The organism is Geomicrobium sp. JCM 19039, assembly GCF_000698145.1.
Classification (GTDB): domain Bacteria; phylum Bacillota; class Bacilli; order Bacillales; family Marinococcaceae; genus Geomicrobium_A.
Window position 1 is genome coordinate 240767 of the sequence record NZ_BAXB01000002.1, and the last position, 26025, is coordinate 266791.

The following is a 26025-nucleotide window of genomic DNA, read 5'->3' on the forward strand; positions in this document are numbered from 1 at the left end:
CTTAAACGCGGTAAAGCAAAAAACCATTCATATACTATAACATGTTACAATAAGTATGCCAAAGGAAAAGATTACTATTATAGAAATGGGGAATCCAATTGGTACAAAAACCAATGCTTTCACAGATGACCGCGATATTGCTTGAACATGCGTATCGTAAAACACCTAGCGAAATCGAGTTGCAAAATGCATTACAAGAGAAAGACACCGATTTCTTGCGACAGTTAGCTGATGAAAACATGGATTATAAAGACTTTTTTTCATATATGGAAACGCACGATGAAGATGCGGCACTCGCGTTAAAAGAAGGATACGAAATTAAATTTAATACACTAAAAGGATTGAAATTGTGGCTTCGTGAGAAGTTTAATTGGGTAGAAGATGTAGATTACGAGCAATCTGAAGATGCCCTCGTTGGCTTTACCATTCAATCAGAACAACTCGGACAACTAAATACAAGTTTGGCAAAGAATTGGGTCGTCAGAACGAATGATGAAGATGAGAATGAGGATTGGCGAAAAGTACACCTTGAAATCAACAAATTTTTAGCATAGAAGTAGGAAAGCGAAATTTCACACACTATAGTAAGGGAAGAAGGAGGTGAACGCGTTTAACCATTTTAAAAACAGAAAAGTTAAATACTCATTATATTAATTTCACGTACCGTATTTTCATATAATAAAAACAAAGCGTTTAGGACAATCCATTGTTGACGATAATGATTCATAAAAAGCAGGGATTTTATGAATCTATTACAAACAGCTTCAGAGCTACTCATTGGCTTCGTAGCATTGCTCATCATGTTAAAGCTGCTAGGGAAGGCGACATTAGCCCAAATTACACCGTTTGATTTTATTTCTGCATTAATTCTTGGGGATTTAATCGGAAATGCCATTTATGAAGATGAAGCTAAAGTTGGTTCCATTTTATTTTCAATAACCGTTTGGGGTGGGCTCATCTATTTATTAGAATGGACAACGCAAAAATATCGAGGAACGAGAAGCATTCTAGAAGGCAAACCATCGATTATCGTACGTGACGGACAATTAGATCGATTAGAACTAAAAAAGAATAAGCTTGATATTAATCAATTGCAGCAACTGTTACGGCGTGTGAATGTATTTTCCATTCGAAATATTGCGTACGCCATTCTTGAAACAGACGGCACCGTTAGTGTGTTGCAAAAATCAACGTATGCAACCCCAACAAATGCCGACTTACACGTTCCTGAAAAGCAAGTCTCATTGCCAATTTCATTCATAACAGATGGCAAAGTTGAATGGGATAACCTAAGCCAAGCAGGTTTTGATGAACGATGGTTGCTCAGTCGTTTACAAGAGAGGAACATTTATAACTATTACGACGTGCTCTATATGGATTGGCAAAAAGAAGAGGGCATTCATATCCAGAAAAACACTTAGCAGTTTGCGTCAATGAAACTGCTAAAGTCTATAAGTTAACATAATATATATATTGTAAAGTAAGACGAAATTACTCATCATCTTTAGGCAAATCCATCCTATCCACAGCATTTTTCAAATCATCGTTATGAATGTGCGTATAAATCATCGTCGTTTGGATCGATGAATGGCCAAGTTGACGTCGCAACTTCGGTACATCATTAATTTCGTTATGATACCTCGTTGCAAATGAATGCCGTAATTTATGAACAGATAACGAAGGTTTGCCGAAAGCGGCTGCATATTTTTCAACTAATTTTTCTATAGATCGTGCCGTTAATCGTCTTGGGGTTCCTTTTGGGCCCATTGCCGCTGCGACAAATAACGCTTTGTTCGTTTGCTTGATTTTGTAGCGCTCCGCTCTTATTTGCAAATAATCATCTAAGTCCGCTTTTGCTTGTTTGCTAAAATAAACGAATTGTTCTTTGTTCCCTTTACGAATCACTCGAGCGGTGTATTTGCTATGATCAATATCATCAATATTTAGATTCACAACTTCTGAAAGCCGTAAGCCAGAACCTAAAATGAGCGACACAACCGCTGTATCACGTTCGCGGTTTCTTAAATGAAAATTTACGAGCTTTTTGTTGTCTGTAACAAGCTTGCCGTACTCAGACGCAACAAATTGGCGAAATTCTTCATACTCATCACCAATTAAGATGTTTCCTTCCATTTTGTTTGCCGTCGTTTCCATACTCTCTTTAATATCATTGAATTCAAGCTTTGCCATCACATTTCGTTTTAAATAGGGCTGCAAATCACGGGTTTCAGCGATGTTTTGAAGGTAATTGAAAAGCGATTTTAAGCCAGACAGCTTGCGATTAATGGTCACTTCTTTGTTTTGCAATTCATATTGAAGGAACGTCAAAAATTGCTCGGCTTCTTGAACGGTCATTGATTCAAGCAACTCAAGAGGTAGTTCCTTTAGGTCACCAGGATAATCATTTTCCGTAACTAGCCAATGAAAGAAGATTTTATAATCGTGTACGTAATTAAGCAGTGATGCTACGGATAACTTTCGTTTTTTATAATTAACATATTCTTCAACAAACCACGGAAGGTCTTTAACATGTGTTTGAAGCTTCGTGTACATTTGCTGCTTAGATTGATTTTCCAAAAGATCACCTCATAACCATATTTTACAAGATCCGATTTAGAAAAGCAATTTATTACGTCAAATTTATATTTTACGTAATAAAGTTATGTGAAGAGTATTTAGAAAGTCATTCATAGTATGCTTCCACTATGCTACCTTGCTCGTCAACCTCTTTCTCACTCTTCTTCTACATCAGGCTTTCATACAATTTGTGTATAATGACTATAATTCTTCATATTCACTTATGCTATAATTAATCATCTTTGAACTCTGATTAAGGGGCGCGATTTATCATACTAAAGTTCACTCGTTTAGGATCATATTCTTGCTGTTAATTGGCTGCAGTTCTACTGGTGAAACGTTAGCTGTTGGCAGTTACAAAGACCCGGATACCATTGTGTTCCAGGATGAAGAGATTAGCGAAGAAAAGGTCATTGACGAGGTTAAAAACATCGTCAATGCTGCTGATGAAGCAACTGAACCCCCTGACGGGCCTCCAAACATAGTCATCCATGTTAATGACTGGCAATACTCCACAATGGTTATGAGCATTTCTTTGTGGACAGATAGTGGTTCTACACCTACCTTGCTCAGAGGTGATTTGGTCGACTCTGAAAAGCAATTTTACCAACTATCTGAAGAGAGCTGGTTTGAAATTCAAGAACTACTTGACTTAGAGGAATACCTTTAATCTACTCCACCAACACCCATGAATCTTATTCTATCCTTACGTGTTGGAATTCCGTTGTTTACTGTTTCCCATAACCCATTTTCAAATCGCTCGTAGTGCTCAAACACGCACGGTAATCCGTTTGCAATAGCTAGTTATGATGATCCATTAGTTGAAAATGTAAATGTGGAGCAAAGGAAATACCAGAATGTCCGACTCTACCAATCAACTCTCCTTGATTTACTCGCTGATCAGCTGAAACTTGTATTGACCCGGTCTGAAAATGCACGAATGCAGCAAAAACAGTAAAACTGAACTCTAACATACGTGATAGTTCTGAAATGGCTGTGCGGTAAGAGCTGTTTTGCTATGAACGCAACAACACGAAATAGAATGTTGGACGGATCCTTAGGGAATCGTGCTTCCTGTTGAAAATATTTCAAAAGCAAAGCAAAGCCAAGCCAAGGCATGTTGTATTCCTTTTATTGTTTATTAATTGTCTTTCAGCTGGCAGTAATATAAAGATTTCAACGAGTTCTTCTTCTGTCATTCTAAAAGTTTCATTCCTCTCAATTTTTGATTGAGCTTCAATGTTATTCCTCAATTACGCATTCGCATAGCTAGCTGAAGACCAAGTGAACTGATGTTATCTAACATTTCCTCCTCAATTAATATTGTATATTCAATTTTGACTATAAAATTATTTTTAAACTCCCTGGCACAGGGAATAAGTATTTACGTTTTGTTGTTCCAGTAACTTGATCGATTTATCAATATATTTTTTTGTAGCTTTATGGTTTCAAATATGTGTTCAAAAACGAGAAGCGTAAATGGAGAAGGATTCACTTTTTAAGCTTCTTTTCTTGCTGCTTTCGCAATGATACAAGTGCTTCATCTCTATCCAACTTATCGACAAAAGAAAATTCAGAATACAATTGCGTAGGGTACGGATTCAATGGTTTTTCTAACACTTCTTTTATGAGTTGCTTTTCGTATACCTTTCCTCTATTTGTAATTGCATAAATTTCTTCCTGACGATGGCTAGTGTGTTTAAATTGTTGACTATGTAGCAACATTAAATATAAATATCAAAATTACTACATCGAGCATAAAGTGTATCATAAAAGCCCAATAGAATCCTTTTGTTTCTTGAATAGACTTCGCTAAGAAATATCCTAAATACGCTGATATTAACACACCAAATATTCCATTCGGGGCAACACCCCAATAATGGATAATCCCAAATATAGCAGATCCCATAATTAAACCATATACAGAAGAATTCGTTTCATTATCTCCCATTGTCACATACGGAAGTCTAAAAATTACTTCTTCAATAAAAGCGTTTGTTGCTGCTAATGGAATAACCATTAATAAAGCTACTAAGCTAAAATCAAACCCTACCGCATACGTTTGTAAAAATGCTACCACTCCCATGATAGCTACCATTATTATGCCTATACCCAAAGCATCGTGTTCCCATTTTCCTTCGCCTAATAAAAATGAAGGTTTCATCTTGCCCTTACGATTAAAATTTAAATAACCCAATTTAAATTTTATCCGCAAATATGTAAATCAATAATAAAGCTAAAGCCGCTACGATTAATCCACTGAGTTGATAGTTTAAATGATAATTTAAAGCAGTGTTATCAAAAATATTAAAATTAAATATTGGATTCTCAGTTACTATGAATAATAACCAAGTGACAAGTAACATCAAGATAGTAAAAATGCCTAATTTAAAGTATTTCATATTACCTCCAAATTTTTCATTCAAATAACATAAACCAAAATAGATTTATTCCAATTGATTCGTTTTCTTTTCACAGTAACTTGATCGCTTTATTAATATATTTTTGTTGTAGCTTTATGGTTTCAAACATGTGTTCAAAAACAAGCAAGGCAAAAGAGGAGAGGTTCTCTTTTTTTACTTTTAATCCATAAGATACTATTTCGTGTTCTTCTTCCAAATTTTTTTGTTGCTTTCGCAATGCTGCAAGTGCTTCATCTCTATCCAACTTTTCCATAAAGGAAAATCCAGAATACAATTGCGTAGGGTATGGATTCAATGGTTTTTCTAACGCTTCTTTTATGAGTTGCTTTTCATATTCCTTTCCTCTATTTGTAATTGCATAAATCGCTTTCTGGCGATGGCCAGTTTGTTCAATATGGCTGACTTCAATGTATCCTTCTTTTTCCAGTTTATTGAGCGCATTATAAATTGACCCAATAAGTAGTCCACTCCATCGTTCAGCATCCATACTTTTCAGTGTTTCTTTAATATCGTATCCTGACATCGGTTGTATCCCTAATAAAGCGAGAACCAATAATTTCGCCATAATATCACCTTTGTATATTCAAATTTGTATATTCATACTATACTGTTATACTAAGAATGTCAATGGGCGAAGTAATCACAACTTTTCGTTATATGCTCCTATTCAGTAATAGATCTCTGCCAACGTTTATAAAAGTATGCCTTTAAGGAATAGAAGAACGCATTGATCAAAATGTGGCATATCATGTTTATAAATATGGTTAAAAACATTTATAAACGTTTATGTCTACCGTTTACCTTTATAAACAAGAAACGTACATTGAGGGTAGCAAAAAACATAAGGGGGAGGAAACAAGGCTGCTACTTATGGATACATACGGGTAAACACTAAAGAACAGAATGAACAGCTTCAGTTACACAAAATGTTGGAAAGGGGTGTTGAGGGACGTCGCATTATGGATATGTTAAAGCTGAAGAAAAACATGTTTTATAAAATCATGAAGAAATATAAAGAAGCACAGAGCTCCTAGCTCAATGCTTTATTTTGAGTGGCGTTACTACTCAAGTGTGGTTTAAGGAGAAATGGCGGTAGTATCGTCAGATGCTACCTTTACCCCATAATGATATAGTTACCAGCAACGGATTGAGTGTCATCTTTATTCGGATTAAAATTATGAGCATATTTACGAGCGCTATACAGATCTGAAAGCCACTTCGTTTTCGCTCGCTCTTTAAACCCGTCCTCTGCTTTAACAACGATTCCGTCACAAGGAGCAAACACTTCTAGACCCCAACAATAATAGTTCTCTATTGGCACACCAAAAAATAAATACTGCCCAATATTCGTTCGATAGGCTGGCCGACCCTTTCGTTTCCAATCTACTTGAACGAAATCATACGCATACCTTGATCCAAATCGGTTCGTACCGTGACTTGGAATTTTACTGCCTGGTGTGTTTGGACAATACCACTCCCCTCTCAATGGAAACTCTACACTGACTGGTTCACACTTTGCATCAATCATCAGATGCCCCTCCCAAATCCTGCTTTAGACGTCAAGTTCTATTTTACACTCCTAGTTAAGAATGTTTTTTCAAATTTTTCATTCGATAACTTGCCTTATAACTTCCCTCTATAATTGTATGAGTTACTATACCCACTGTTCATGATCCCTGCTCTTCCTTGCCCACATGATGACGATGGAAAATGCAACGATTGACAAAAGAATATTAGTGAATAGATTTTGAGGTGAAGGGACCCAAAAAATGATCGGTGTGGTCACGATAAAGTAAACGCCATACACGATAAGAATTTTCAACCCATGTCTTTGTAATACACCGAGCAAGCTGCTCACCTCTCCACATGATTTAGTTTGGCAAATGCGACTAAGCTTCCTTGATCACAAGATGTGAATGCGTGCTTTTTGTAAAAAGAACGCACCGCAGGTTCATCGTCGGTTAACAATACGAGTTGTCGCACGTGCTTGAAGTCGTTAATCACTTTAGTTAGCAGTGATGACCCTATTCCTGAATGTTGGTACGTTTGTAATACGAGAAGATCTTGAATATAAACGATCGTTTCTCCATCACCTACGATTCGTACAAGACCGATTAATCGGTTTTCGTGCCATGCTGACACGATCGCTAATGATTGTTCGATCCCAGCCATTAGAGTGGATATATCTTTCGTATATTCCGTCCAGCCTGCATCTTTATAAAGAGCGAGCACGTCTGCACGAGGTAACGTTTTGCTTTTACTGTATGAAATGTTCATTCCTTCAACTCCAATGTTTACTGTTTGTTCATTGATGTAGAGATTTTGTGCAATTCGACATAAATGAGAAGTAACCAGCCTACGATAAATCCTAGTAAATTGTTTGAGCAGTTTCAAAGTTCAATGACAGCAAATCAAGAAACGTGTATAAAACAAGTATTAAAATAACGCCACCGAGGGCACTAAAAATCAATCGTAAAACGATGGCTTTTTCAATACTCCCCTACATAGAGTGTATATAGCGACTTCCCCCTTTATACTATTCGAAATAAACGATTAATTCAATCTATGGTATGTGAAATTTAGGTTGTGTTCGGATACCCTCTTCAATTAGCATCACAGGTAAAACAAGAAAAAACCGCCCTAGGCTGGACGGTTTACTTGGTAGGGTCAAACAAAAGGTGGTCTAGCGCTTACCAATATTTGAAGCACAAGTTAACCATAGCATAGACCTAGTACAATGATCAAATATAAACACTCAAATATATAATTAGCGGAATTTGGCTGGCCATTGTCGGAATACGTCAACCCCGCGACCACCGGTAATGGAAACTTCCGCATCATTCGTTTGTTGCTTAACTTCTACACGATAGACGAGATGACCCGATTGATTGTCTTTTTCAAATAGTTCGAGTGTGTATGATTGATTGTTTCCCTCTTGCACACGATGTGACTTCCACGGCAGTAGCAATAACTGCTCGTGCATCTGTTCCAGCTGTTTTAATACCTTCTCTTCACTAACGTTCCCTTCGTTGTCCAAAACCGCAATCGGTTGGTTGCTACGCTTCGTTGTTGTATATTTGTTCATGGTGCTTCTCCCTCCTGTTGGTGTGTCTCTCTTCTACTTCTATACCGCAAATGACAATCGGGTAAACCTTTTAGATAAGTTCGTTTTCGCGCTCTTTTGAATAAGGAATGACTTGATCAAGTTGGCCTTCTTTTAATTTTGTTGGCCACGCTGAATCTGCAAGTAAGGAGCGACCGATGGCAACATAATCGAAATGACCTTGTCTGATCTGCTCCTCAGTCCAATTGATGTTGTCAGTGATGGACGGGGCATGGACTTCTTCGCTTCGGTATGCGCGGTCAATACCAATTGAACCGACAGCAATTACCGGTTTCCCCGTCAAATGTTTTGTCCAGGCAGCTAAGTTCCGCTCACTGTCTTCCTCCGGGAACTCCGTTTCCCAAATGCGACGAGTGGAGCAATGGAAAACATCAACACCAGCATCAACAAGCGGCTTCAAAAACGTAGATAATTCCTGGGAATTGCGCGCAATCTTTGCTTCGTAATCAGCGCCTTTCCATTGAGAAAAGCGAAAAACGATCGGGAATTCAGGGCCTACAGCTGCTCGGCACGCACGCACAATATCAATGGCAAACGTCATTCGTTTTTCAAGGGATCCACCATATCGATCAGTACGGTGATTTGTACGTGACCAGAAAAACTGATCAATCAAGTATCCGTGTGCCCCGTGAAGTTCAATCCCATCGAAACCGATGTCTTTTGCATCTTTGGCCGCATTTGCATATTGGTTTACTAAATCTTCAATATCGGATTCAGTTAACTCATGAATTCCTTCTACCGGTTCCCCTTTTAAGCTGTAGCCAGATGGCTTACTGGAGCTGCTTAGGGGTTTGGCAAACTACCTGCTTTTCTCGCTGCCCCGACATGCCAAAGTTGTGGAATAATCTTACCGCCGGCTCGATGAACCTCGGAGACAACTTGTTTCCATCCTTGGAGCGCGTCATCACCATGAAAACGTGGAATATTTTCAGACATAACCGCCGCTGGATGATTGATTGCTGTGCCTTCGGTAATGATTAAGCCGACACCGTTGGTCGCGCGTTTTGCGTAATAACTAGCCACATCTTCACCTGGGATGCCTTCTGGTGAAAACATTCTTGTCATCGGAGCCATTGCAATTCGACTTTGCAACTGACTGTTCTTAAACGGTACGTGTTCGAGTAGTATGCTACCTAAGTTGTTCATGTTCGTAAGTCCCCTCTTTTGCTCGTTTTCGTTTTTTCATTCTCACGACTCTCAAGAGCCGACCACGGTTGAAGCGTTGCAATATAATGATGGGTACGTTGATCACGAGTGCATAAACGACCATGAGCCAAGCTGCCCATAATGGATTCCATAAAAAGAATAAAGCTGCAGGAAAAATACTTAACCAATGAGTAACTTCCGCACGTTTTGATTCCGTGATAAAGTTGTCAAAATAACCAATACTCCGGTCTCGCAATTCCCTCTTTTCAAAACCACCCTCAAACATTTTTGCACCGTCAGGAACGATATGTTTCCACTTCTTTACGCGTGTTAGAGATTGCCAAATCTCCCCTTCTCGCTCCCAACTTCCGATACGTAATAAGCGGAGGTTCTTTTGAAAAAAATGATCTGGAACTTTTAGCATTGCGTAAGAAACGGCGATATGAAAGAAACCCCAAGCCACAATGTTTACGACGAGAAGCCAAACGAATGAAAGTTCTACAAGTGGCATAAAAATCCCCCTACACTCGGATTTTCCGACCACGCCAAGTGACCGTTTGCTTCACTTTTGTATAATAGACTGACCGCATAAATAATAGGGTAAAGAAAACAAAGAAGAAAAAATGCAGTGGATATACCCACCAGTGAAATCTTCCAATCTGCCGACCGACCGTATACAGTTGCAACGTAAACAGTGCGAACAACAGTACACTCATTGCGACAAAAACAACATTCCCAACGACTAGGGAAAGGACGAGTGCAGGCAAAGCTAAAAACCCACCGCTAATCCACAGGCTGATTAGTGTTGTGACGAAGGGGTGCGTCGATTGTGATGCGGTTGCGAAATTCTTTGTCCATCCTTCAATAAGTGGTCGCAACCCTTCAGGATACATTTGAAAATGGATCAAACCTTTACCACTGAAACAGTCGACAGGCAAATCAACGTGCTGGTAAGCCTCACCGAGTGCCAAATCATCCATCACTGCTCCGCTAATCTTCTTATGTCCCCCCGAAGCGAAATAATCTGTACGGTTCGTCACGATACATGGCCCAAACGAGCCCGCTCCTTTAAAAGACCACGGGGTAAATACATTCATCCCTGCCATTACGATCATATTAAAAATAAAGGATAGGTTTTCAAATGGCTTTGTAACCGTATGAAACGGTTGTACGGAGAGGATGCCGCGGGAACCCGACGTTTGATAAGCACCGATGAGCTCATCTATGCTCGTGTTTTTGTAAAAGCGCGTGTCTGCATCCAGGAACAATAAAATTTCACCACTCGCGGTGGTTGCTCCTTGCCAACATGCCGCAGATTTACCAATCCAACCGTCTTCCACTTGTGTATTGGCAATCACCCGTGCTCCAAATGAGCGGGCAAGATCCGCTGTCTGATCGGTAGAGTCGTCGTCAATGACGAGCACTTCCACGTTCGGGCGACTTTTAGGCTGAATGGACGCGAGTAGTGGGCCTAGCCGTTTTTCTTCATTTCGAGCTGGGATAATAATGGATACTTGTGCTTCGCGAGACGTTTCATGCGGTTCATCTGCAATTTTAGGCATGCGCCAAAGCATGAGCAAACAACTCACAGTTGCCATAAAAACGAAAGCAAAACTAACGATTAGCCCCACTCAATCATCGTTCGCCCCCTGTTCAGCTTGAACGATACGTTCGCTAACTTGTTGACCGCTCAGTGTAACCATTGGCATCCCGCTACCTGGATTTACCGTACCGCCAACAAAGTAAAGGTTTCGATATTTGCTGCTCTGTTTCGGGTGTTTGAATCCTTGGTTTCGTTTTTTATTAGAGACCGTTCCGTAGATTGACCTCGATGGGAATAATAATTGCGTTCAATATCTTCAGGCGTCCAGAAGTCTTCTGTAATAATGTGCTTTCTTAAATCTTCCAACCCCATCCGCTCCAGCTTTGTGAGCACAACATCGCGAAATGCTTCATAATCAGCGGTTGTAAACGGACGGTCTTGGATCGGCGGGATGTGCGGGAGAATTTTAATGTTTTCGCACCCAGCAGGTGCTTGTGAAGGGTCTGTTTTGTTTACATTCACAAGGTAAATCGTCGGATCTGTAGGCAGTTGCTTATCGTGAAAAATCCGCGTCATTTGTTCTTTAAGGTTGTCTGGATAAAAGAAATTATGATGAGCGAGCTCGGGATACGTCCGATTCACACCGATGTGCATGACTATACCCGAACTAGAAGGCTCGAATTTTTTTTTCTAATTTTTCTACAAACGGTTCATCCTCTTGCAATAAATGTTTGTACGCAGGAATCACTTCCATATTGGATACGAAATAATCCGCATGAATCTGTTCACCGTTTGCGAGCTTAGCGCCTACAACGTGATGATCTTGTGTATGTAACCGTGTGATCTCTGTCGATGGATGAAAGTCGACCCCTACTTCTTTTCCTAAACGGACGAGAGCATCTGCTAACTTGTGCATTCCGCCGTGTATGTACCATGCGCCTTCTTTATGTTGCATATAAAGAAGCATGTTCAATATTGCCGGAGCGTCGTACGGTGAGGATCCAACATACTTAATCATATACGCCAGCATATCCCGTAAGTGTGGGTTTTTCATCCGCTTATCAATGCCGTCAAACATTGAATGAAAAAGATCAAATTGCGTTAACGTCTCTTTCATTCCATGATGATTGAGAATATCACGAACGTTGTCACTTCCTCTGCCAAAATACCCTTTCTCTGTTACATCGTATAATTTTTTGGAGTAAGCCAACAGCTTTTCATAGTCTTTCTTATCTTCAGCCGTTAACGAAGGATTATGTTCGGAAAACATCTGTTGTAGATTCTGGTGCAGATCGATCTTTACACCGTCAGGAAAAAATGAACGCCACTCCACATCTAACCTGGATATCGTAACATAGTCACTCATGCGTTTATCACTACGATGAAAAAGCCGCTCAAAAATCCGCGGCATCGTTAAAATCGACGGACCGAGATCAAAACCGAATCCGTCTTGTTCCAAACGATTAAGCTTACCACCTAAATGGGCATTCTTCTCGTAAAGAGAGACGTCGAATCCTGATTGTGCAAGTGAAATTGCAGCTGATATGCCGCCTAGCCCACCGCCGATAACGACGATTTTCTTCGAGGTTGTCACACTCGTCTGCCTCCATTCATGATTCGGACTGAACAGTCTCGAGTGATAACTCTCCCGTAAGTCGAATCATTTCTTCTTTTGGTACATAATTTCTTGTCGTAAAACATTGATAGTCATTGTCTCGCACCGCATTTAAAATGGCACGGTAAACGGTAGACGCATAACCGACAGGTAATTGGCTGTCACTATCAAAATGGTGAAGCACGCTCATAAATTCATCGTAGCGACTTTCTGCGCGTGTGGCCATTTGTTCCCAAAGCATAATGAAGTTGTCGTTAATCGTTGATGTTGATAAATCCTCAATCGTGTAAGCGAATCGATTCATTTCTTGTACAGGTAAATAGACGCGCGACATCTCACGATAATCCTCGCCTATATCCCGGAGAATATTCGTAAACTGCATACCGATACCGAGGCTAATTGCTTGAGACGTTAAATCGCGATCCGTCTCACTTGCGATAATTGGCAGCAACATTAATCCGACTGTGCCCGCAACATAATAGCTGTACTGTTCAACGTCTTCCACCGTTTCTAATCGCTCAAAAGCAATATCCATGCGCTGACCCTTAATCTGATCGAAAAACGGCTGAATATCCATTTCGTAACGTTGAAATACGTCTCGAAGAGCTCGCCACATCGGTTGATTAATCACATACCCTTTTTGGAACAAGCTTAAATCATGCTCCAGTTGATCTACATCATGTAATCGTTTACTCGCCGGTGCATGTTGGTCAGCACGATCGTCTGCAAATCGACAGAACGTATAGATGGCAAAGACAGCCTTCGCTTTCTCTTTAGGCAATTGCTTAAATGTGAAATAAAAGCTTTTCGAATTCTCTTTAATGATGGATTCACAATAGGTATAGTCCCGTTCAAGCTGTGCTAGATTCGTCATACCGATCCCTCCCTTAAGAAGTTGCCCGTGTTCCTCTGTCATCTAAGAGCAGCTCCTCTGTTGCAATCTTTGCGGAAAGCAATACAATCGGCACCCCTGCACCAGGATGTGTACTACTACCCGTAAAATATAAGTTCTCGCAGTTCTTTGCTTTACTTTGCGGACGTAAATGATTGCTTTGGGGAAGCGTTGGCCTCAAGCCAAAGCATGCGCCGTTGTATGCATTAAACTTGTCTCTAAAGTCAATCGGTGTCATATACGATTCAGATACAATCTCATCCTCAACGGATTTGAACGGCTCCATTTTTGCTAATGACTGCAATATGTGATTGCGGTAATAAGCAATCGTTTCTTCGTCCCATTGATCTTTGGAAGTGGAAAGCTCAGGAACGGGCACGAGGATGTATAACCCATCTTTACCTTCAGGGGCAAGTTCCGCATCCATTTTGGAGCCAATGTACACATAGAATGACGGGTCTTGCAAACGCTCTCCACTAAAAATATCGTCCAAATTTTTTCTTAGATCATCACTAAAAACGAAGTTATGGACGTTTTTCACATCGTCATATTTTCGGTCCATTCCGAGATACATAATGAAACACGAACATGAATACTTCATACTGTCGATCTTTTTGTCGGTATACTTCCCTTTTGCCTTCACATCTTGTACGAGCGTTTTCATTGCGTAAGGGAAGTCGGCATTGCACATGACAAAGTCGCTATTTATCACTTGTCCGTTTACACGAATGCCTTCTGCTTGCTGATTGTGAATGACAATTTCTTCGACATTCGTGTTGTAGTGCACACGTCCGCCGAGTTCTTTAAACAATCTTTCCATCGAGGTAGCCATCGTATGCATGCCACCTTTAATAAACCATACCCCATACAACATCTCAATCATCGGAATGATCGTATATAAAGACGGCCCTTGAAAAGGCGAGATACCAATATAAAGTGTTTGAAAGCTAATCATGTGCTTGAGCCGCTCATCTTTAATGTACTTACTAATAAAACGATCTGCACTTCCAAATGTTTTCAACTTCAACCCTTGGCGAATCATCGCCGGTGTGTAAAAATCCGAAGCGTTTCGAAATGGGCGTTGGATAAAGTGATTCTTTGCAACAAGAAACCGCTCATAAATCTTTTCCAAGTACGTGAAAAATCCTTGGGTATCTTCCTCGCTAATATTTTCTAACGTCTCCGTTAATTTGACGAGGTCTGTAGACACTTCGTGATGGTCATCCTTTTCTTCACCGAAAAATACAGAATACAATGGATCAATCGGCTCCATCGGTATGTAGTCATCAGGATCTTTACCTGCAAGTTCGAATACTTCTCGATACAATTCAGGCATCATAACGATGCTTGGCCCGAGGTCAAATTGATAGCCATCTTGTTTAATGACGTTCATCTTACCACCAGGGTCGATTCTTTTTCATATAAGTCAACTTGGTAGCCGGCGTGCTGAAGGCGAATGGCACTCGCTAGGCCTGCTACGCCTGCACCAATGACGATTACATTTTTCTTATTCATGGATCATTTACCGCTCCATTCGTTTCAATTACTCTGATTGTGGATTTCTTAAGGCGTGTACATGTGAAACGATAAATGTTTCTAAATCGATCTGTGCGTCCCCTTGATCGGCGAGACGATGCTCATCAAATGCTCGGCCAATTCCTACATAGTCATGCTCGTATACTTGAGACTGTCCAATTTTCATTGCATCTAATACATTTTTAATATGGGATATTTTCACCATAGAAATGTGCACCTCACAATTTAGATGGATTGTATCGCTACTTTATTCACTGTTATAAAGTGCCATTCCCCTTCTGTTCATTTTAAAACCTTTTCAGAGTAAAATACTCTTCTTTCCTTACTGTTTTGACAAAACAGACCGAATGTATTCGTCGACTTTTAAAGGATCTTCTCCAATATGGTTTGCTCGTTGCTCATCTTTATCTAATTTGTTCATTGCCGCTCGATAGACTTCTTCCATTTGCGATTTTGGAACAACGACGACACCATCTCTGTCTGCGACAACGAGGTCTCCTGGGTGAACAACAACCCCGCAAACAGAAATGGGTATTTGCAGTTGTCCTCTGACATTCTTTTTCCCTGCTGCAGGCGTAGTACCTAGCAAAAGACCGGGAAATTAAGCGCTTGTATATCGGAAAGATCCCGGATAACGCCATTAACAACAATTCCGCCAAGTTTCTTCGTTTTTGCGAGCCCAATGATGAAATCCCCGGCAATCGCAGCATTTCGTTCTCCTTTACCGTCAATAACAAGCACATCACCAGGTGACGCAGCTCCAATCGCCTCGAGCACACTCACATTTTCACCACCTGGAATACTGACAGTAAACGCTCGTCCCGCTGTGTGCCACGACGCGGTTAGCGGAAAAATCCCTTGACTCATATGATTCAAACCTGACAAACCATCAGATATCGCTGTCGTCGGCAACTCTTTAAATGATTCCCACGTAGACATGTTTTCGTTCACTCCTTTACGTTTACGTTGGTTTTTTAAATGCGACAGATCCAACACCAAATAATAGCCCTAAGCCGATGCCGACTGCGAGATTGTTAATGAGCAATCCAACGACCATACCGATCAAAAAACCAATCCCAATTCTAGCGGCAATCTTCTTGTTCTTTTCTTTTTCTTCACTCATGAGAAAAATCCTCCTGTTCTAGATGTATTCACAATGTATCATACTCGAGTCACTGTAGAATCTAGAAAGGCTTACAAGTTTTTGATTTTTTTTCGTCAATCACTTCGCTTGTTACGTTGTCTAAAGAAAGCAACCGTTAAGGAGCGTTTATCGTGACAGAAACCGTTTGGCGCAACAAACCGTATGGACTGATGATTGCATCGCAAACATTTTCCTCGTTTGCAGATTGGATGTTTCTCCTCTCCGCCCTCACGATTGCAGGCGTTCATCTGAATGCGAGTTCTATTGAAATGTCGCTTTTAATGCTTGCGTTCATCTTACCTCAACTTCTTATTTCTCCGATTGCTGGAAGTCTGAGTGATCGGTTTGACCGGAAACGAGTGATTATCCTTTCGAATATCGGCCGATCAGTGGTCGTCTTATGCGTTCCGTTTGCCGTTTTTAGCATGTGGCAATTGATGATTATCATGGGCTTGCTTAGTACGTTCTCCAGTCTTTTTATTCCTGCAAAAAACGGAAAGCTCAAAGAAATACTAAGTGACGACCAATTGCAACAAGGCGTTGCAATTAGTGGAATGATCGACAATGCAAGCAAAGTACTCGGTCCTTCGCTTTCCGGCTTCCTGCTCGTACTCTTCTCTACCCAGTCTTTGTTTTTGTTTATTAGCGGAAGTTATGTTCTATCTGTGCTCACACTCTTATTTTTAAATAAGAGTGTACCAATTGAGCAAACAGAAGAAAAACCCGCGGTTTCGTTCAGCCAAGGATTCCGAGAAATCCGTGCTCACACCTCTATTTACACCGGCTTAATGGTACTTGCAACGTGCATGTTTTTCTTACAACTCGTCGATTCTCAACTCGTGATCTTTCTCACTCAAACGATGCATTCCGCTGAGCAGACGTTAGGAATGGCGATAGCGGCAAGTGGGTTCGGAACACTCATTGCAGCGTTTTACTTGAGCAAAAAACCACTTGTGCATTTTGAAAAATATCAACGCGTTGCTACAGGCGTATTAGGGTGTTCCTTTTTATTCATCTTAGTCGTAAGTGTACTACCTGAGGAATTAATGATGGTATTGATCCCCATTTGCTTTTTGTTTGGCGGAGGAGCTTTTGGTTGTGTGCTTGTGTCGTTTCAAATTTACGTGCAAAAAACGATTCCTGTCAAAAGTACGGGTCGCATATTCGGTGCGATTTCAAGCGTAACGAGCGGTGCATCGATTTTTGGCTTATTGCTCGGTGGAGTAAAGGCTGAACTGTTTGGCGTCCAGTTTGTCTACTTCGTCGTCGGTACGGCTCTCGTGTTGTTGTCACTGGATTTATTTATTAAGCAACGGGCGGTTGCGCGTCGAAATCGTCAAAATCAAACGATGTAACAATGAAAGACCGTTCACCGTCTAATCGAAAAAAGGGGTGTTGCAATGAGTTGGAAACGGCTAGCGGTTCTTTTTCTCATAATCTTATGCGCAGCGTGTACCGATACGAGTGATCCGTATTCAGATGATTATGAATCGACACTAGCTACTGCTCATATCGATTCGGTCGCGTTATATGAAATGGTTAGCTTCAGAGAGGTCGGCGAGCACGTCGTGACATTTCGTGACACCGACACCGTTCAATCCATCCAAGGATTAATCGTTGAAAGAGAGAAAGAGAGTCAACCGAGTGTTGTTGATACGGTTGACCCTCCGTATTTACTCGATTTCGACGGCATCAAATACCATCTTTGGCTTTCTGAACAAGGGGTTGCAAGCTTTCAATATACAGAAAACAACGATGCTCATTTTAGCTTTACTGAAAACGAAACCGAGCAACTACGTCCGCTGCTCGGCATGTAATTGCTCGGTACGATCGTTAACTGTGCTGTGAGATCCATGAAAAAACCTGATCCTCATATTCTTGTGGATCGGTATGATAGGAATTCCCGTGCTCAGCACCCTCGACAACATAAAGTCCTTTTTCACCAGCTGCTCGTTTATACAACTCATACACCATCGACGTCGGCACAAAAGAGTCGTCTCCTCCATGAATGAATAGCGTTGGTAGTGTAGAACGCTGAACAAAATCTACCGGGGACGCATCTTTAAATGAATAGCCTGCACGCATTTTCGTAATCGCACTCGTTAAAGGAACGAGTGGGTATCGAGGCAGTTTATACATCCGTTGCAGTTGATAAGCGAGCAAAGGGCTTAAGGAAGAGAATGAGCAATCGGAAATAACGGCTTTTACTTGCTCGGATAGCGTTCTTTCACCACTCGTCATGAGCACTGTCGCAGCGCCCATTGACACACCGTGTAAAATAATGCTGTCGTTCGGTCGCCGTCTTCCAATCCAATTGACCCAAGAGACGTAATCTTCACGTTCATGATAGCCAAAACCGATGTAATTCCCTTCACTCTTCCCGTGACCACGGGCGTCAGGGAGCAGCACGTTGTATCCTTTTTTTACATACATCTGAGCCCAATCTTTCATATCTTGAGCTTGTCCTGCATAGCCGTGGGCGATAATGACGGTTTTTCCTAGCGTAATGTCACCATTAATATAAAACCCATGAAGACGAAAACCGTCCGTGGATTGAACATTCACTTCAACAGCATCGTAATCCCGCAACCAATCATCCGTTACATCCTGATGCTCAAAAAAGTCATCTTGCAAATCTGCACTACCTTCCAAAAAATCTTTCGGCGCTCGTTTGATCGCGACAGAGTAAAAATATGTACCCGCTCCAATCAAACCTGCGGCGGCTGCAACTCCACCAGCTAGCCAGCCTTTTTTCTTCATTCTTATTCCTCTTTTCTCCCGTCGATTCGAAACTGGTCAATATTTTGGACGATACTGACTGCACTTTCAAATCTTTTCACTTGCTCTTGACGCGCCCAATCCTCTTCCACTTCTGCCATTAACCACATCACTTCGTCAAGAAATACGTGTTTAACTGCTTGATGCCACCAAGGAAGGTCTGATGCGCCTACTTCGTAGTATTCATTGTACCCTTCCATAAACGACGCCCATTCATCCGGAGTAAATGCACGATGAGGGCAGAAGCCATTTCATTATGGAATAATAATAACACCAACGCGAGATCAAAAATGGCAGGTACGTAACCGGCATTATCAGGGTCAATGAGTACCGGTGATGAATCGGTATAGAGTAGGTTGTTCGCTTTATAATCATGTGGGGTTAACACGTATTTGAGCGGTGCATTGCCGAGCTCGCTTTGAGCGTCGACCGCGACCGCAAACATTTGCTGGAGTTGGTCGAGAGGGATCTGAGACTGCGCACGAATGGCATGCGCACGAATTTTTGCCATACTTTCTTTTACCTCATAGTGATAAAAATCAAACACATCGTATACCGGAAGTTTCCACATATTTTGACCTTCAGATTGTTGATGGATTTGTCCGAGTAGCTTTCCGGCTTCTCGAATTTGCTCTCGTGTGCCGGTATATGCATCCCCCTTTATGAAAGGGTACACGACTAAGCAATCGTCACCAATCTGTATAGGGTTTGGTGACGAAAGTAAGGCAGGCGTTACAATTCTCACACCTGCTGCCTTAAGTGACGTCGTAAACTGCATGAGCCGTTTTGCGTTGGTTAATGGGCTTTGGGTTTTCTTAATCACGTATTCTCCGACTCGATATACCGGCGCATATGCGTACAGACTCTCGGGCGAATGCGTTTCATTAAGACCAAATGCGCTGATCAGTGATTTTATTTCCATACCGTACCCCTTAATCGTTTGTTGAAGTAAGCAAGCTTCCCTTCGCATAATGGGAGAAACCAGCTTCCAGTAGTTGTTCGGTTTGTTTGAAGCGTTCGCTTGAACTATTCGTACGCATCACAACAGAAATCAGTCGCGTCCCTTCACGTTCTGCGGTACCAATAAATGCATATCCTGCCGCTCTCGTATAACCTGTTTTCAACCATCCATTCCTGCATGCCAACTTCCATGAGAAATGAGTCGTCTGGCCACTCTCCATCTTCGTTCCAATCATCTTCACGTTCAAGTAGTTGATTGGTATTAATAAATCGTTCATTCGTAAAAGAAAGAGAAAAAAAGGGCTGTTTCGTCAATTCAACCACTTCCGGGAAATGTTGCAACAAATAAAAACCTAGCAATGCTGTATCTTCTGCCGTAAGTGTTGATTCAGTACCCCGACCATCAAGGGGAAGACCGTGGCTGTTCACGAAATTGGCGTGGGTGGACAAGCCTAATTCCTCTGCTTTTTTGTTCATCCGATCAACAAACGCTGCTTCCGAACCAGCCAGATGCTCAGCAAGTGCCACTGTCGCATCGTTTGCAGAAGCGAGTGCCATCGCTGAAAACAAATCTTGAATTTGCCATTCTGACCCATCTTGAAGGTACATCGTACTTCCCCCGGTTTCAGCTGCCGTCTCACTAATCGTCACAAATTCATCGCGATCGACTTCTCCATGAGTAACTGCTTCCAACACAAGTACATACTCATCATTTTAGACATGCTCGCAGGAGGCAACGGTTGTCTGGCGTTCTTTTGCCACACGAGTTGACCGTTATCGGCATTAATGACAATGGCAGCGTCAGCACCAATGTCACGCGGGTTAACGTCTGAAAGCATTGAAATATTAGACTTTTCTGGAGGCGTGAGTTTCTTTAGGCTCAACCCATCAGTAGCCGCTTGTGCGCCAAACGTTGAAAAACATACAGTCACGATGAAGAAACAAAGAAGTGACTTCAAAAATGTTTGCATCAGCTCTCCTCTTTTACATAAGACCTTATCCACATAGTATATGACAATTGTCATTGTTCGACAACGCTCATTTGGGTGTGACTAGTGAATCACACCCATAACCGTTAATGTGTAATAGCTAACCCAAAGAACGCACACAACCCACACACTTCCCTCTCCTAGCAATGATCCCGTTCTTGTATGAAAAGGAAAGCGGACGGTCTGGTTGATTGGATAGAAAAGTTGAATCCCACGGGAAGTAAGCATATCCAATAAAAAATGACTAATCATCCCGAGCATGATTCCGACTTGCAGCATGAGGCCAAATTGGCCTGGGATTAAACCAACAACAACCCCAATGATCAGTAAAAAAATAAGACTGTGTGTGAAGGTCCGATGTCCGAACAGGCGCCGGATGGTTGTAGATAGCAACGACACACGACTGCCCGCTTTTGAATTCGGCTGACAAATATCAGGGAGCAGCCCTCCAAAGAGAGCTGCTCCACCGTAAACAGCCAATTCGACACTTGTTGCGGCAGTGGCCCAGTTGTCTGGAGCAAATGTATCATACGCTGCGGCAAGGGCCAGCGCCCCGACGAGATGCGTACCGGCTTTCATAATTGTTCTCCGTTCTATATTATTCTTCTTTCGTCAGTTCATGATGAATATATGGCCACACGTCGACGACTTCTCCATTTGTTTCTGTATCCACCAAATAAGAACCTGTCTGATAGCGGTCATAATCTTTAATTGGTAAGTCGGCAATCTTCAACATGTCGTTTTTGTCGGTAAATACCATCACTTCGTGAAGGTCGTCTGTATTCGGATACACCCCTACCGTCGTGTGTGGGCTTTTCTTCAATTCTCGCAACATCGTGAGCCCCCGTTTCGCTCGGCTTGCTACTGGGAATTCACTCACTTTCATTCGCTTTACCGCCCCGCGTTGGGTCATGAGCAGTACGTGACGAAGCGATTGCTCAAGAAATGTGAATGCAGAAACGACATAATCATCTTCTTTAAGTGACATTCCTTTTACACCTGAAGCACGCTGACCGACAACATTTACATCTGATTCCTTAAATCTGAGTCCATAACCTTTTTGCGTAAACATCATTACCTCATGCGTGCCATCGGTTTGCGAGACATGAACGACTCGATCATCACCTTTTAGCTTAATCGCAATGAGTGCCCGAGCAAATCGCTGAGACTGATACTCACTTAATAAGGACCGCTTTGCCATCCCATTTTTAGTGAAAAACAATAAATAGTGATCGTCTTTAAACTCCGAAATTGGCATCGCTCGAACAATCCGATCGTCCGCGGCCACATTGGCAAGGTTTGCGATATGCTGACCGGTATCTTTCCACCGAATATCTGGAATTTGATGCACAGGGATATACATGTATTGTCCTTTTTCCGTAAAGATGAGCAACGTTTCCGTCGTGTTCATCTCTTTAAAGAACTGCAAGTCATCGGTATCTTTCATCCCGGGCCGTTCGCCGTTGGATGCAGTGAATGACCGAACACTCGTTCTCTTTATATACCCTTCACGACTTACCGTAACAATAACGTCTTCTTGTGGAATCATCGTTTGCATATCAATCTTTAACTCTTCAACGGCATCTTGTACAATGGTTCGTCGCTCATCTTTAAATGTCTTTTGAATTTGTTTCAATTCTTTCTTGATCGTCTGGATGAGCTTCTTCGGGTTCTCAATGATTTGTCGGAGTTGTTCAATCGTCTCCTGTAGTTTTGCTGCTTCCTCTTGTAACGTTTGAATATCCGTGTTCGTCAAGCGGTACAGTTGCAAGTTCACAATCGCTTCTGATTGTGGTTCGCTAAACCCAAAGCGCTCCATAATGTTCTCTTTTGCATCGCGTTTGTCTTTAGACTGGCGAATAAGTGCAATCAGTTCATCCAATACACTAATTGCCTTGATCAACCCTTCAACGATATGCGCACGGTTTTGTGCTTGATTAAGATCGTGCTGGCTACGATTTAACACGACTTGTTTTTGATGATCCAAAAAAGATACGAGAAGCGCTTTTAAGCCCATTAACTTAGGCGTTTTTTCAGATATGGCTACCATGTTGAAATTGTAGTTCACTTGCAGGTCAGTATGCTTATATAAGTAATGCAAAATGCTTTTTGCATCGGCTTCTTTTTTTAGCTCAACAACAATTCGAAGCCCTGTTCGATCCGTATCGTCACGAACTTCAGCAATGCCATCGATTTTTTTGTCAAACCGAATTTCATCCATACGCTTGACGAGCTCGCCTTAACAACTTCATAAGGAATCTCAGTAATGACAAGCTGCTCTTTCCCGCCGCGTAACGACTCAACGTCTACTTTCGCACGGAGAATAACTTTGCCTTTACCTGTTTCATATGCTTGTTTTAACCCTTCTGTTCCTTGAATGGTTCCACCACCAGGGAAGTCAGGACCTTTGATGACAGTCATTAAGTCGTCGACATTCGCAGTCGGTCGATCCAAAACAAGCATCGCACCGTCAATCACTTCCGCGAGGTTGTGAGGAGGAATGTCCGTTGCATAACCCGAGGATATTCCGGTTGAACCGTTTACGAGTAAATTCGGGAAATGACCCGGCAAAACAACGGCTCTTCTTCGGTGTCATCAAAGTTTGGAATGTACTGCACCGTATCTTTTTGAATATCGCGAAGCATTTCTTCTGCTAATGCCGACAACCGCGCTTCTGTGTACCGCATGGCAGCAGGTGGATCTCCGTCAATTGAGCCATTGTTTCCGTGCATGGAGACAAGCGCATTGCGTATCTTCCATGATTGGCTCATTCTCACCAGTGCTTCGTACACTGAAGAATCCCCGTGGGGGTGATAGTTACCAATGACGTTCCCGACGGTTTTCGCAGCTTTTCTAAAAGGTTTGTCAGAAAGATTGTTGTCCCGTAACATCGCGTAAAGAATTCTTCTTTGCACCGGTTTTAGTCCATCTCTTGCGTCGGGAAGCGCTCGTTCTTGAATGATATATTTACTGTATCTTCCAAACCGATCACCCAGCACTTCCTCAAGGGGCAAGTCTAAATACTTTTCCGCTTCATGCACTTTAGTCATCCTCCTCTGACATTAACATTTCATTATCGAGGATATTCGTTTCCTCATTCAATCCAAACGCAACATGGGATTCAATCCACTTACGGCGTGGTTCCACTTTGTCACCCATTAGCGTGGACACACGTTTATCCGCCCGAGCAATGTCTTCAATGCTTACTCGAACGAGCGTACGGGTTTCTGGGTCCATCGTCGTCTCCCATAGTTGAGAGGCATTCATTTCTCCAAGACCTTTATAGCGCTGGATCGTATACCCTTTGCCGACAGACTGAATTGCTTTTTTCAGTCCTTCCTCGTCCCAAGCATATTCTAGCTTTTGTTTCTTTCCTGTTCCTTTTTCAACTTTGTAGAGCGGCGGCAGAGCAATAAACACTTTGCCTGCTTCGACGAGGGGACGCATGTACCGATAGAAAAACGTGAGCAACAATACTTGAATATGAGCCCGTCTGTATCTGCATCGGTCATGATAACCACTTTATCGTAGTTGCTATCTTCCAGTGAAAAGTCTGTACCCGCACCCGCGCCGATGCTGTATATGATCGTACGAATTTCTTCGTTTTTCATGATGTCATCGAGCTTTGCTCGCTCGGTATTAATGACTTTTCCACGAAGAGGTAAGACGCTTGAAACTTTCGATCTCGCCCTTGTTTAGCAGAGCCTCCAGCAGAATCACCCTCTACTAAATACAGTTCATTTCTCTCTGGATTTCTCGATTGCGCTGGGGTAAGTTTGCCACTGAGCAGTGCATCCTTGCGGCTATTTTTCTTCCCACTACGTGCTTCTTCTCGGGCTTTTCGTGCAGCTTCACGCACTTCTTGGGCTTTAATTGCTTTCTTTATAAGCTGCGTACTAAGTTTTGGGTTTTCTTCAAAGAAATACACGAGCTTCTCGGACAGCAGTTGATCCACGCTCGCTCTTGCTTCTGGTGTACCGAGTTTACTTTTCGTTTGACCTTCAAACTGCAATAGTGCTTCAGGAATATGTATCGACAGCACGGCAGTAAGGCCTTCGCGGATATCATTCCCATCCAAGTTCTTATCCTTTTGCTTAAGAAGTTGCAACTTTCTCGCATGCTCATTCACAGCCCGAGTGAACGCAGCTTTCATTCCAAATTCATGCGTACCTCCATCGCGTGTGCGAACATGATTCACAAATGACAATATATTTTCGGTGTAGGCATCGTTAAACTGAAACGCAAAGTTAATTTCAATGCTTTGATGATTTCCAGAAAAAGAAGCAACTGGATGAAGCGCGTCCTTATCTTCGTTTAAATATTCAACAAAGGCATCAATGCCCGTGTCATACTGATACGTTTCTTCGACTTCTTTGCCCGCACGTTCATCTGTTAACGTGATCGCCGTTCCACCGAGGAGAAACGCACTTTCGCGAAGGCGTTCAGACAACGATTCAAATTGGTAGTTGGTCGTTTGAAACATTTGGTCATCAGGCTTAAAATGTACCGTCGTTCCTGTTTTCTTCGTTTTTCCGATCTTCTCCAATGTCGTTTCTGGAATGCCACCGTTAACAAACTGTTGACGGTAGGAATGGCCATCTCGGTGAATCGTTAGCGTAAGTGATGAGGAAAGCGCATTGACGACAGAAGCACCAACGCATGAAGCCCTCCACTTGTTTGATAACCGCCTTGTCCGAATTTACCCCCGGCATGCAACACGGTCATGATCACTTCCGGGGTCGGACGACCCGTACGGTGCATGCCTACAGGCATACCTCTGCCTTCGTCTTGCACTGTAATGCTATCATCGGAGTGGATGGTCACCCCGATACGCTTTCCATATCCTGCCATTGCTTCATCAACGGCATTGTCTACAATTTCATATACGAGATGATGAAGTCCGCGTGTGTCTGTGCTACCGATGTACATTCCCGGTCGCTTACGTACCGCTTCCAAACCTTCGAGGACTTGGATCGCATCATCATTATATTCAAGTGTCTTGTTCATATCTTGACTCACGAATCTATGAGGCCCCTTTCCAATCCAACATGAATAAAAAACTGTTTTGGCAGCTGGCGATTCGCGCCACAATGCCTTATCTACTCTCTATACAATACATGTTAAGAACGTATGTTTTCAAGCTCTATTTCATATCACACCTGTTTTTCCGTCCGAAAGTCGTTCGAATTTTTTTGGCATTTTTTATCTTTTCTGTCCGAGATGATACTTTTTTGAGTAAATTTACCCATAACTGGGCAAAAGTAAAAAGGCAATTGTGTAGACTTCCAAACATAAAGG

Annotated in this window: 30 protein-coding genes and 6 pseudogenes; 6 read left to right on the plus strand and 30 right to left on the minus strand. The window is 42.0% G+C overall.

The window, feature by feature from the left end; translation table 11 throughout:
* Positions 1-98 precede the first annotated feature (98 nt).
* Together JCM19039_RS21470 and JCM19039_RS03320 are read left to right on the plus strand one after the other, a co-directional pair.
* The gene (locus tag JCM19039_RS21470; protein ID WP_052398473.1) at positions 99-554 is read left to right on the plus strand and encodes a hypothetical protein; all 456 of its coding nucleotides are present in this window, start codon (positions 99-101) and stop codon (positions 552-554) included.
* Positions 555-743: 189 nt separating this feature from the next.
* Positions 744-1421 (plus strand): DUF421 domain-containing protein, encoded by a 678-nt coding sequence (locus JCM19039_RS03320; protein ID WP_042423854.1) that lies wholly within the window; start codon positions 744-746, stop codon positions 1419-1421.
* 70 nt (positions 1422-1491) lie between these two features.
* Here JCM19039_RS03320 and xerS read toward each other — a convergent pair whose 3' ends face one another.
* Positions 1492-2577 (minus strand): tyrosine recombinase XerS, encoded by a 1086-nt coding sequence (gene xerS, locus JCM19039_RS03325; RefSeq protein WP_042423856.1) that lies wholly within the window; start codon positions 2575-2577, stop codon positions 1492-1494.
* Positions 2578-2881: 304 nt separating this feature from the next.
* Between xerS and JCM19039_RS03330 the strand changes: the two genes are divergently transcribed.
* Positions 2882-3247, plus strand: coding sequence for a hypothetical protein (locus tag JCM19039_RS03330; RefSeq protein ID WP_042423859.1), 366 nt, complete (start codon positions 2882-2884; stop codon positions 3245-3247).
* A 130-nt stretch (positions 3248-3377) separates the two neighbouring features.
* Here JCM19039_RS03330 and JCM19039_RS25075 read toward each other — a convergent pair whose 3' ends face one another.
* The 5 genes from JCM19039_RS25075 to JCM19039_RS03350 form a co-directional block, all read right to left on the minus strand.
* Positions 3378-3551, minus strand: a complete 174-nt coding sequence (locus tag JCM19039_RS25075) for a M23 family metallopeptidase (protein ID WP_238544906.1) — start codon at positions 3549-3551, stop codon at positions 3378-3380.
* A complete protein-coding gene (locus JCM19039_RS22930; protein WP_081834297.1) occupies positions 3478-3696 on the minus strand; it encodes a DUF4158 domain-containing protein in 219 nt (72 codons plus the stop codon). The genes JCM19039_RS25075 and JCM19039_RS22930 overlap by 74 nt, the downstream gene beginning before the upstream one ends.
* Before the next feature lie 592 nt (positions 3697-4288).
* Entirely contained in the window at positions 4289-4774 is a 486-nt protein-coding gene (locus tag JCM19039_RS03340) for a CPBP family intramembrane glutamic endopeptidase (RefSeq protein WP_042423861.1), read from the minus strand.
* A 1-nt stretch (position 4775) separates the two neighbouring features.
* Positions 4776-4979 (minus strand): hypothetical protein, encoded by a 204-nt coding sequence (locus tag JCM19039_RS24165; RefSeq protein WP_042423864.1) that lies wholly within the window; start codon positions 4977-4979, stop codon positions 4776-4778.
* A gap of 70 nt (positions 4980-5049) precedes the next feature.
* Positions 5050-5565: a PadR family transcriptional regulator gene (locus JCM19039_RS03350; RefSeq protein WP_042423866.1), complete on the minus strand. Its 516-nt coding sequence runs from the start codon at positions 5563-5565 to the stop codon at positions 5050-5052.
* Between the two features lie 313 nt (positions 5566-5878).
* Here JCM19039_RS03350 and JCM19039_RS25080 point away from each other — a divergent pair.
* Positions 5879-5959: pseudogene (locus tag JCM19039_RS25080) on the plus strand (recombinase family protein); the annotation flags it as partial.
* Positions 5960-6114: 155 nt separating this feature from the next.
* Here the strand turns inward: JCM19039_RS25080 and JCM19039_RS03355 are convergent.
* The 13 genes and pseudogenes from JCM19039_RS03355 to JCM19039_RS24170 all read right to left on the minus strand — a co-directional run bounded on the left by JCM19039_RS03355 (position 6115) and on the right by JCM19039_RS24170 (position 15979).
* Positions 6115-6528, minus strand: coding sequence for a hypothetical protein (locus JCM19039_RS03355; RefSeq protein WP_193744130.1), 414 nt, complete (start codon positions 6526-6528; stop codon positions 6115-6117).
* A gap of 326 nt (positions 6529-6854) precedes the next feature.
* The gene (locus tag JCM19039_RS03365) at positions 6855-7277 is read right to left on the minus strand and encodes a GNAT family N-acetyltransferase (protein ID WP_042423871.1); all 423 of its coding nucleotides are present in this window, start codon (positions 7275-7277) and stop codon (positions 6855-6857) included.
* 490 nt (positions 7278-7767) lie between these two features.
* Entirely contained in the window at positions 7768-8085 is a 318-nt protein-coding gene (locus tag JCM19039_RS03370; RefSeq protein WP_042423874.1) for a hypothetical protein, read from the minus strand.
* 70 nt (positions 8086-8155) lie between these two features.
* Positions 8156-9270, minus strand: a pseudogene (locus tag JCM19039_RS03375) (NADH:flavin oxidoreductase).
* On the minus strand, positions 9254-9781 hold the full coding sequence (locus JCM19039_RS03380; RefSeq protein WP_042423876.1) for a hypothetical protein: 528 nt from the start codon (positions 9779-9781) through the stop codon (positions 9254-9256). Before JCM19039_RS03380 ends, JCM19039_RS03375 begins: the two are co-directional and overlap by 17 nt.
* A gap of 10 nt (positions 9782-9791) precedes the next feature.
* Positions 9792-10901, minus strand: a complete 1110-nt coding sequence (locus tag JCM19039_RS03385) for a glycosyltransferase family A protein (protein WP_202963183.1) — start codon at positions 10899-10901, stop codon at positions 9792-9794.
* A pseudogene (locus JCM19039_RS03390) lies at positions 10902-12407 on the minus strand (phytoene desaturase family protein).
* Between the two features lie 16 nt (positions 12408-12423).
* Positions 12424-13302 (minus strand): phytoene/squalene synthase family protein, encoded by an 879-nt coding sequence (locus JCM19039_RS03395; protein ID WP_052398501.1) that lies wholly within the window; start codon positions 13300-13302, stop codon positions 12424-12426.
* 13 nt (positions 13303-13315) lie between these two features.
* Entirely contained in the window at positions 13316-14713 is a 1398-nt protein-coding gene (locus JCM19039_RS03400) for an NAD(P)/FAD-dependent oxidoreductase (RefSeq protein WP_238544907.1), read from the minus strand.
* Positions 14710-14835, minus strand: a complete 126-nt coding sequence (locus JCM19039_RS25085; RefSeq protein WP_238544908.1) for an FAD-dependent oxidoreductase — start codon at positions 14833-14835, stop codon at positions 14710-14712. Before JCM19039_RS25085 ends, JCM19039_RS03400 begins: the two co-directional genes overlap by 4 nt.
* A gap of 28 nt (positions 14836-14863) precedes the next feature.
* The gene (locus tag JCM19039_RS03405; protein ID WP_042396627.1) at positions 14864-15061 is read right to left on the minus strand and encodes a hypothetical protein; all 198 of its coding nucleotides are present in this window, start codon (positions 15059-15061) and stop codon (positions 14864-14866) included.
* Between the two features lie 117 nt (positions 15062-15178).
* Positions 15179-15795, minus strand: a pseudogene (locus JCM19039_RS27710) (RraA family protein).
* 22 nt (positions 15796-15817) lie between these two features.
* Complete coding sequence (locus JCM19039_RS24170; protein ID WP_193744131.1) at positions 15818-15979, minus strand: hypothetical protein; 162 nt, start codon at positions 15977-15979, stop codon at positions 15818-15820.
* 152 nt (positions 15980-16131) lie between these two features.
* Here JCM19039_RS24170 and JCM19039_RS03415 point away from each other — a divergent pair, with 152 nt between their 5' ends.
* Together JCM19039_RS03415 and JCM19039_RS03420 are read left to right on the plus strand one after the other, a co-directional pair.
* Positions 16132-17355 (plus strand): MFS transporter, encoded by a 1224-nt coding sequence (locus tag JCM19039_RS03415; protein WP_042423880.1) that lies wholly within the window; start codon positions 16132-16134, stop codon positions 17353-17355.
* Positions 17356-17400: 45 nt separating this feature from the next.
* Positions 17401-17817: a hypothetical protein gene (locus tag JCM19039_RS03420; protein WP_042423883.1), complete on the plus strand. Its 417-nt coding sequence runs from the start codon at positions 17401-17403 to the stop codon at positions 17815-17817.
* A gap of 16 nt (positions 17818-17833) precedes the next feature.
* Here JCM19039_RS03420 and JCM19039_RS03425 read toward each other — a convergent pair whose 3' ends face one another.
* From JCM19039_RS03425 to JCM19039_RS26275, 11 genes and pseudogenes are all read right to left on the minus strand, one after another.
* Entirely contained in the window at positions 17834-18760 is a 927-nt protein-coding gene (locus JCM19039_RS03425) for an alpha/beta hydrolase (protein WP_042423885.1), read from the minus strand.
* Between the two features lie 2 nt (positions 18761-18762).
* Positions 18763-18978 carry a hypothetical protein gene (locus JCM19039_RS21475; RefSeq protein WP_052398475.1) on the minus strand — a complete coding sequence of 72 codons (216 nt, stop codon included), beginning with the start codon at positions 18976-18978 and terminating at the stop codon, positions 18763-18765.
* Positions 18948-19700 carry an aminoglycoside phosphotransferase family protein gene (locus JCM19039_RS03430; RefSeq protein ID WP_052398476.1) on the minus strand — a complete coding sequence of 251 codons (753 nt, stop codon included), beginning with the start codon at positions 19698-19700 and terminating at the stop codon, positions 18948-18950. Before JCM19039_RS03430 ends, JCM19039_RS21475 begins: the two co-directional genes overlap by 31 nt.
* Positions 19701-19710: 10 nt before the next feature.
* Positions 19711-19959: a hypothetical protein gene (locus JCM19039_RS22935; protein WP_238544909.1), complete on the minus strand. Its 249-nt coding sequence runs from the start codon at positions 19957-19959 to the stop codon at positions 19711-19713.
* Positions 19844-20763: pseudogene (locus tag JCM19039_RS27715) on the minus strand (D-alanyl-D-alanine carboxypeptidase family protein). The gene JCM19039_RS22935 and the pseudogene JCM19039_RS27715 overlap by 116 nt, the downstream one beginning before the upstream one ends.
* Positions 20764-20790: 27 nt before the next feature.
* Positions 20791-21306, minus strand: a complete 516-nt coding sequence (locus tag JCM19039_RS03440) for a metal-dependent hydrolase (RefSeq protein ID WP_042423888.1) — start codon at positions 21304-21306, stop codon at positions 20791-20793.
* A gap of 19 nt (positions 21307-21325) precedes the next feature.
* A pseudogene (gene parC, locus JCM19039_RS03445) lies at positions 21326-23777 on the minus strand (DNA topoisomerase IV subunit A).
* Positions 23770-24201, minus strand: a complete 432-nt coding sequence (locus JCM19039_RS26260) for a hypothetical protein (protein ID WP_255343615.1) — start codon at positions 24199-24201, stop codon at positions 23770-23772. Before JCM19039_RS26260 ends, parC begins: the two are co-directional and overlap by 8 nt.
* Positions 24084-24371, minus strand: a complete 288-nt coding sequence (locus JCM19039_RS26265) for a hypothetical protein (protein WP_255343621.1) — start codon at positions 24369-24371, stop codon at positions 24084-24086. Before JCM19039_RS26265 ends, JCM19039_RS26260 begins: the two co-directional genes overlap by 118 nt.
* Positions 24335-25273 carry a hypothetical protein gene (locus JCM19039_RS26270; protein WP_255343616.1) on the minus strand — a complete coding sequence of 313 codons (939 nt, stop codon included), beginning with the start codon at positions 25271-25273 and terminating at the stop codon, positions 24335-24337. Before JCM19039_RS26270 ends, JCM19039_RS26265 begins: the two co-directional genes overlap by 37 nt.
* 65 nt (positions 25274-25338) lie before the next feature.
* Positions 25339-25746: an ATP-binding protein gene (locus JCM19039_RS26275; RefSeq protein WP_255343617.1), complete on the minus strand. Its 408-nt coding sequence runs from the start codon at positions 25744-25746 to the stop codon at positions 25339-25341.
* Positions 25747-26025: the final 279 nt, after the last annotated feature.

What these genes read in the sequence shown, in the direction of transcription:
- JCM19039_RS21475 (WP_052398475.1), bottom strand. Translation starts at nt 18,978, where the DNA reads ATGGAAGGGTACAATGAATACTACGAAGTAGGCGCATCAGACCTTCCT.
- JCM19039_RS03365 (WP_042423871.1), bottom strand. Translation starts at nt 7,277, where the DNA reads ATGAACATTTCATACAGTAAAAGCAAAACGTTACCTCGTGCAGACGTG.
- JCM19039_RS03350 (WP_042423866.1), bottom strand. Translation starts at nt 5,565, where the DNA reads ATGGCGAAATTATTGGTTCTCGCTTTATTAGGGATACAACCGATGTCA.
- JCM19039_RS03420 (WP_042423883.1), top strand. Translation starts at nt 17,401, where the DNA reads ATGAGTTGGAAACGGCTAGCGGTTCTTTTTCTCATAATCTTATGCGCA.
- JCM19039_RS03395 (WP_052398501.1), bottom strand. Translation starts at nt 13,302, where the DNA reads ATGACGAATCTAGCACAGCTTGAACGGGACTATACCTATTGTGAATCC.
- JCM19039_RS03320 (WP_042423854.1), top strand. Translation starts at nt 744, where the DNA reads ATGAATCTATTACAAACAGCTTCAGAGCTACTCATTGGCTTCGTAGCA.
- JCM19039_RS03380 (WP_042423876.1), bottom strand. Translation starts at nt 9,781, where the DNA reads ATGCCACTTGTAGAACTTTCATTCGTTTGGCTTCTCGTCGTAAACATT.
- JCM19039_RS24165 (WP_042423864.1), bottom strand. Translation starts at nt 4,979, where the DNA reads ATGAAATACTTTAAATTAGGCATTTTTACTATCTTGATGTTACTTGTC.
- JCM19039_RS24170 (WP_193744131.1), bottom strand. Translation starts at nt 15,979, where the DNA reads ATGAGTGAAGAAAAAGAAAAGAACAAGAAGATTGCCGCTAGAATTGGG.
- JCM19039_RS22930 (WP_081834297.1), bottom strand. Translation starts at nt 3,696, where the DNA reads ATGCCTTGGCTTGGCTTTGCTTTGCTTTTGAAATATTTTCAACAGGAA.
- JCM19039_RS03425 (WP_042423885.1), bottom strand. Translation starts at nt 18,760, where the DNA reads ATGAAGAAAAAAGGCTGGCTAGCTGGTGGAGTTGCAGCCGCCGCAGGT.
- JCM19039_RS03400 (WP_238544907.1), bottom strand. Translation starts at nt 14,713, where the DNA reads ATGAACGTCATTAAACAAGATGGCTATCAATTTGACCTCGGGCCAAGC.
- JCM19039_RS03405 (WP_042396627.1), bottom strand. Translation starts at nt 15,061, where the DNA reads ATGGTGAAAATATCCCATATTAAAAATGTATTAGATGCAATGAAAATT.
- JCM19039_RS25075 (WP_238544906.1), bottom strand. Translation starts at nt 3,551, where the DNA reads ATGTTAGAGTTCAGTTTTACTGTTTTTGCTGCATTCGTGCATTTTCAG.
- JCM19039_RS03440 (WP_042423888.1), bottom strand. Translation starts at nt 21,306, where the DNA reads ATGAAAGCCGGTACGCATCTCGTCGGGGCGCTGGCCCTTGCCGCAGCG.
- JCM19039_RS25085 (WP_238544908.1), bottom strand. Translation starts at nt 14,835, where the DNA reads ATGAATAAGAAAAATGTAATCGTCATTGGTGCAGGCGTAGCAGGCCTA.
- JCM19039_RS03370 (WP_042423874.1), bottom strand. Translation starts at nt 8,085, where the DNA reads ATGAACAAATATACAACAACGAAGCGTAGCAACCAACCGATTGCGGTT.
- JCM19039_RS03355 (WP_193744130.1), bottom strand. Translation starts at nt 6,528, where the DNA reads ATGATTGATGCAAAGTGTGAACCAGTCAGTGTAGAGTTTCCATTGAGA.
- JCM19039_RS22935 (WP_238544909.1), bottom strand. Translation starts at nt 19,959, where the DNA reads ATGGAGAGTGGCCAGACGACTCATTTCTCATGGAAGTTGGCATGCAGG.
- JCM19039_RS03430 (WP_052398476.1), bottom strand. Translation starts at nt 19,700, where the DNA reads ATGGAAATAAAATCACTGATCAGCGCATTTGGTCTTAATGAAACGCAT.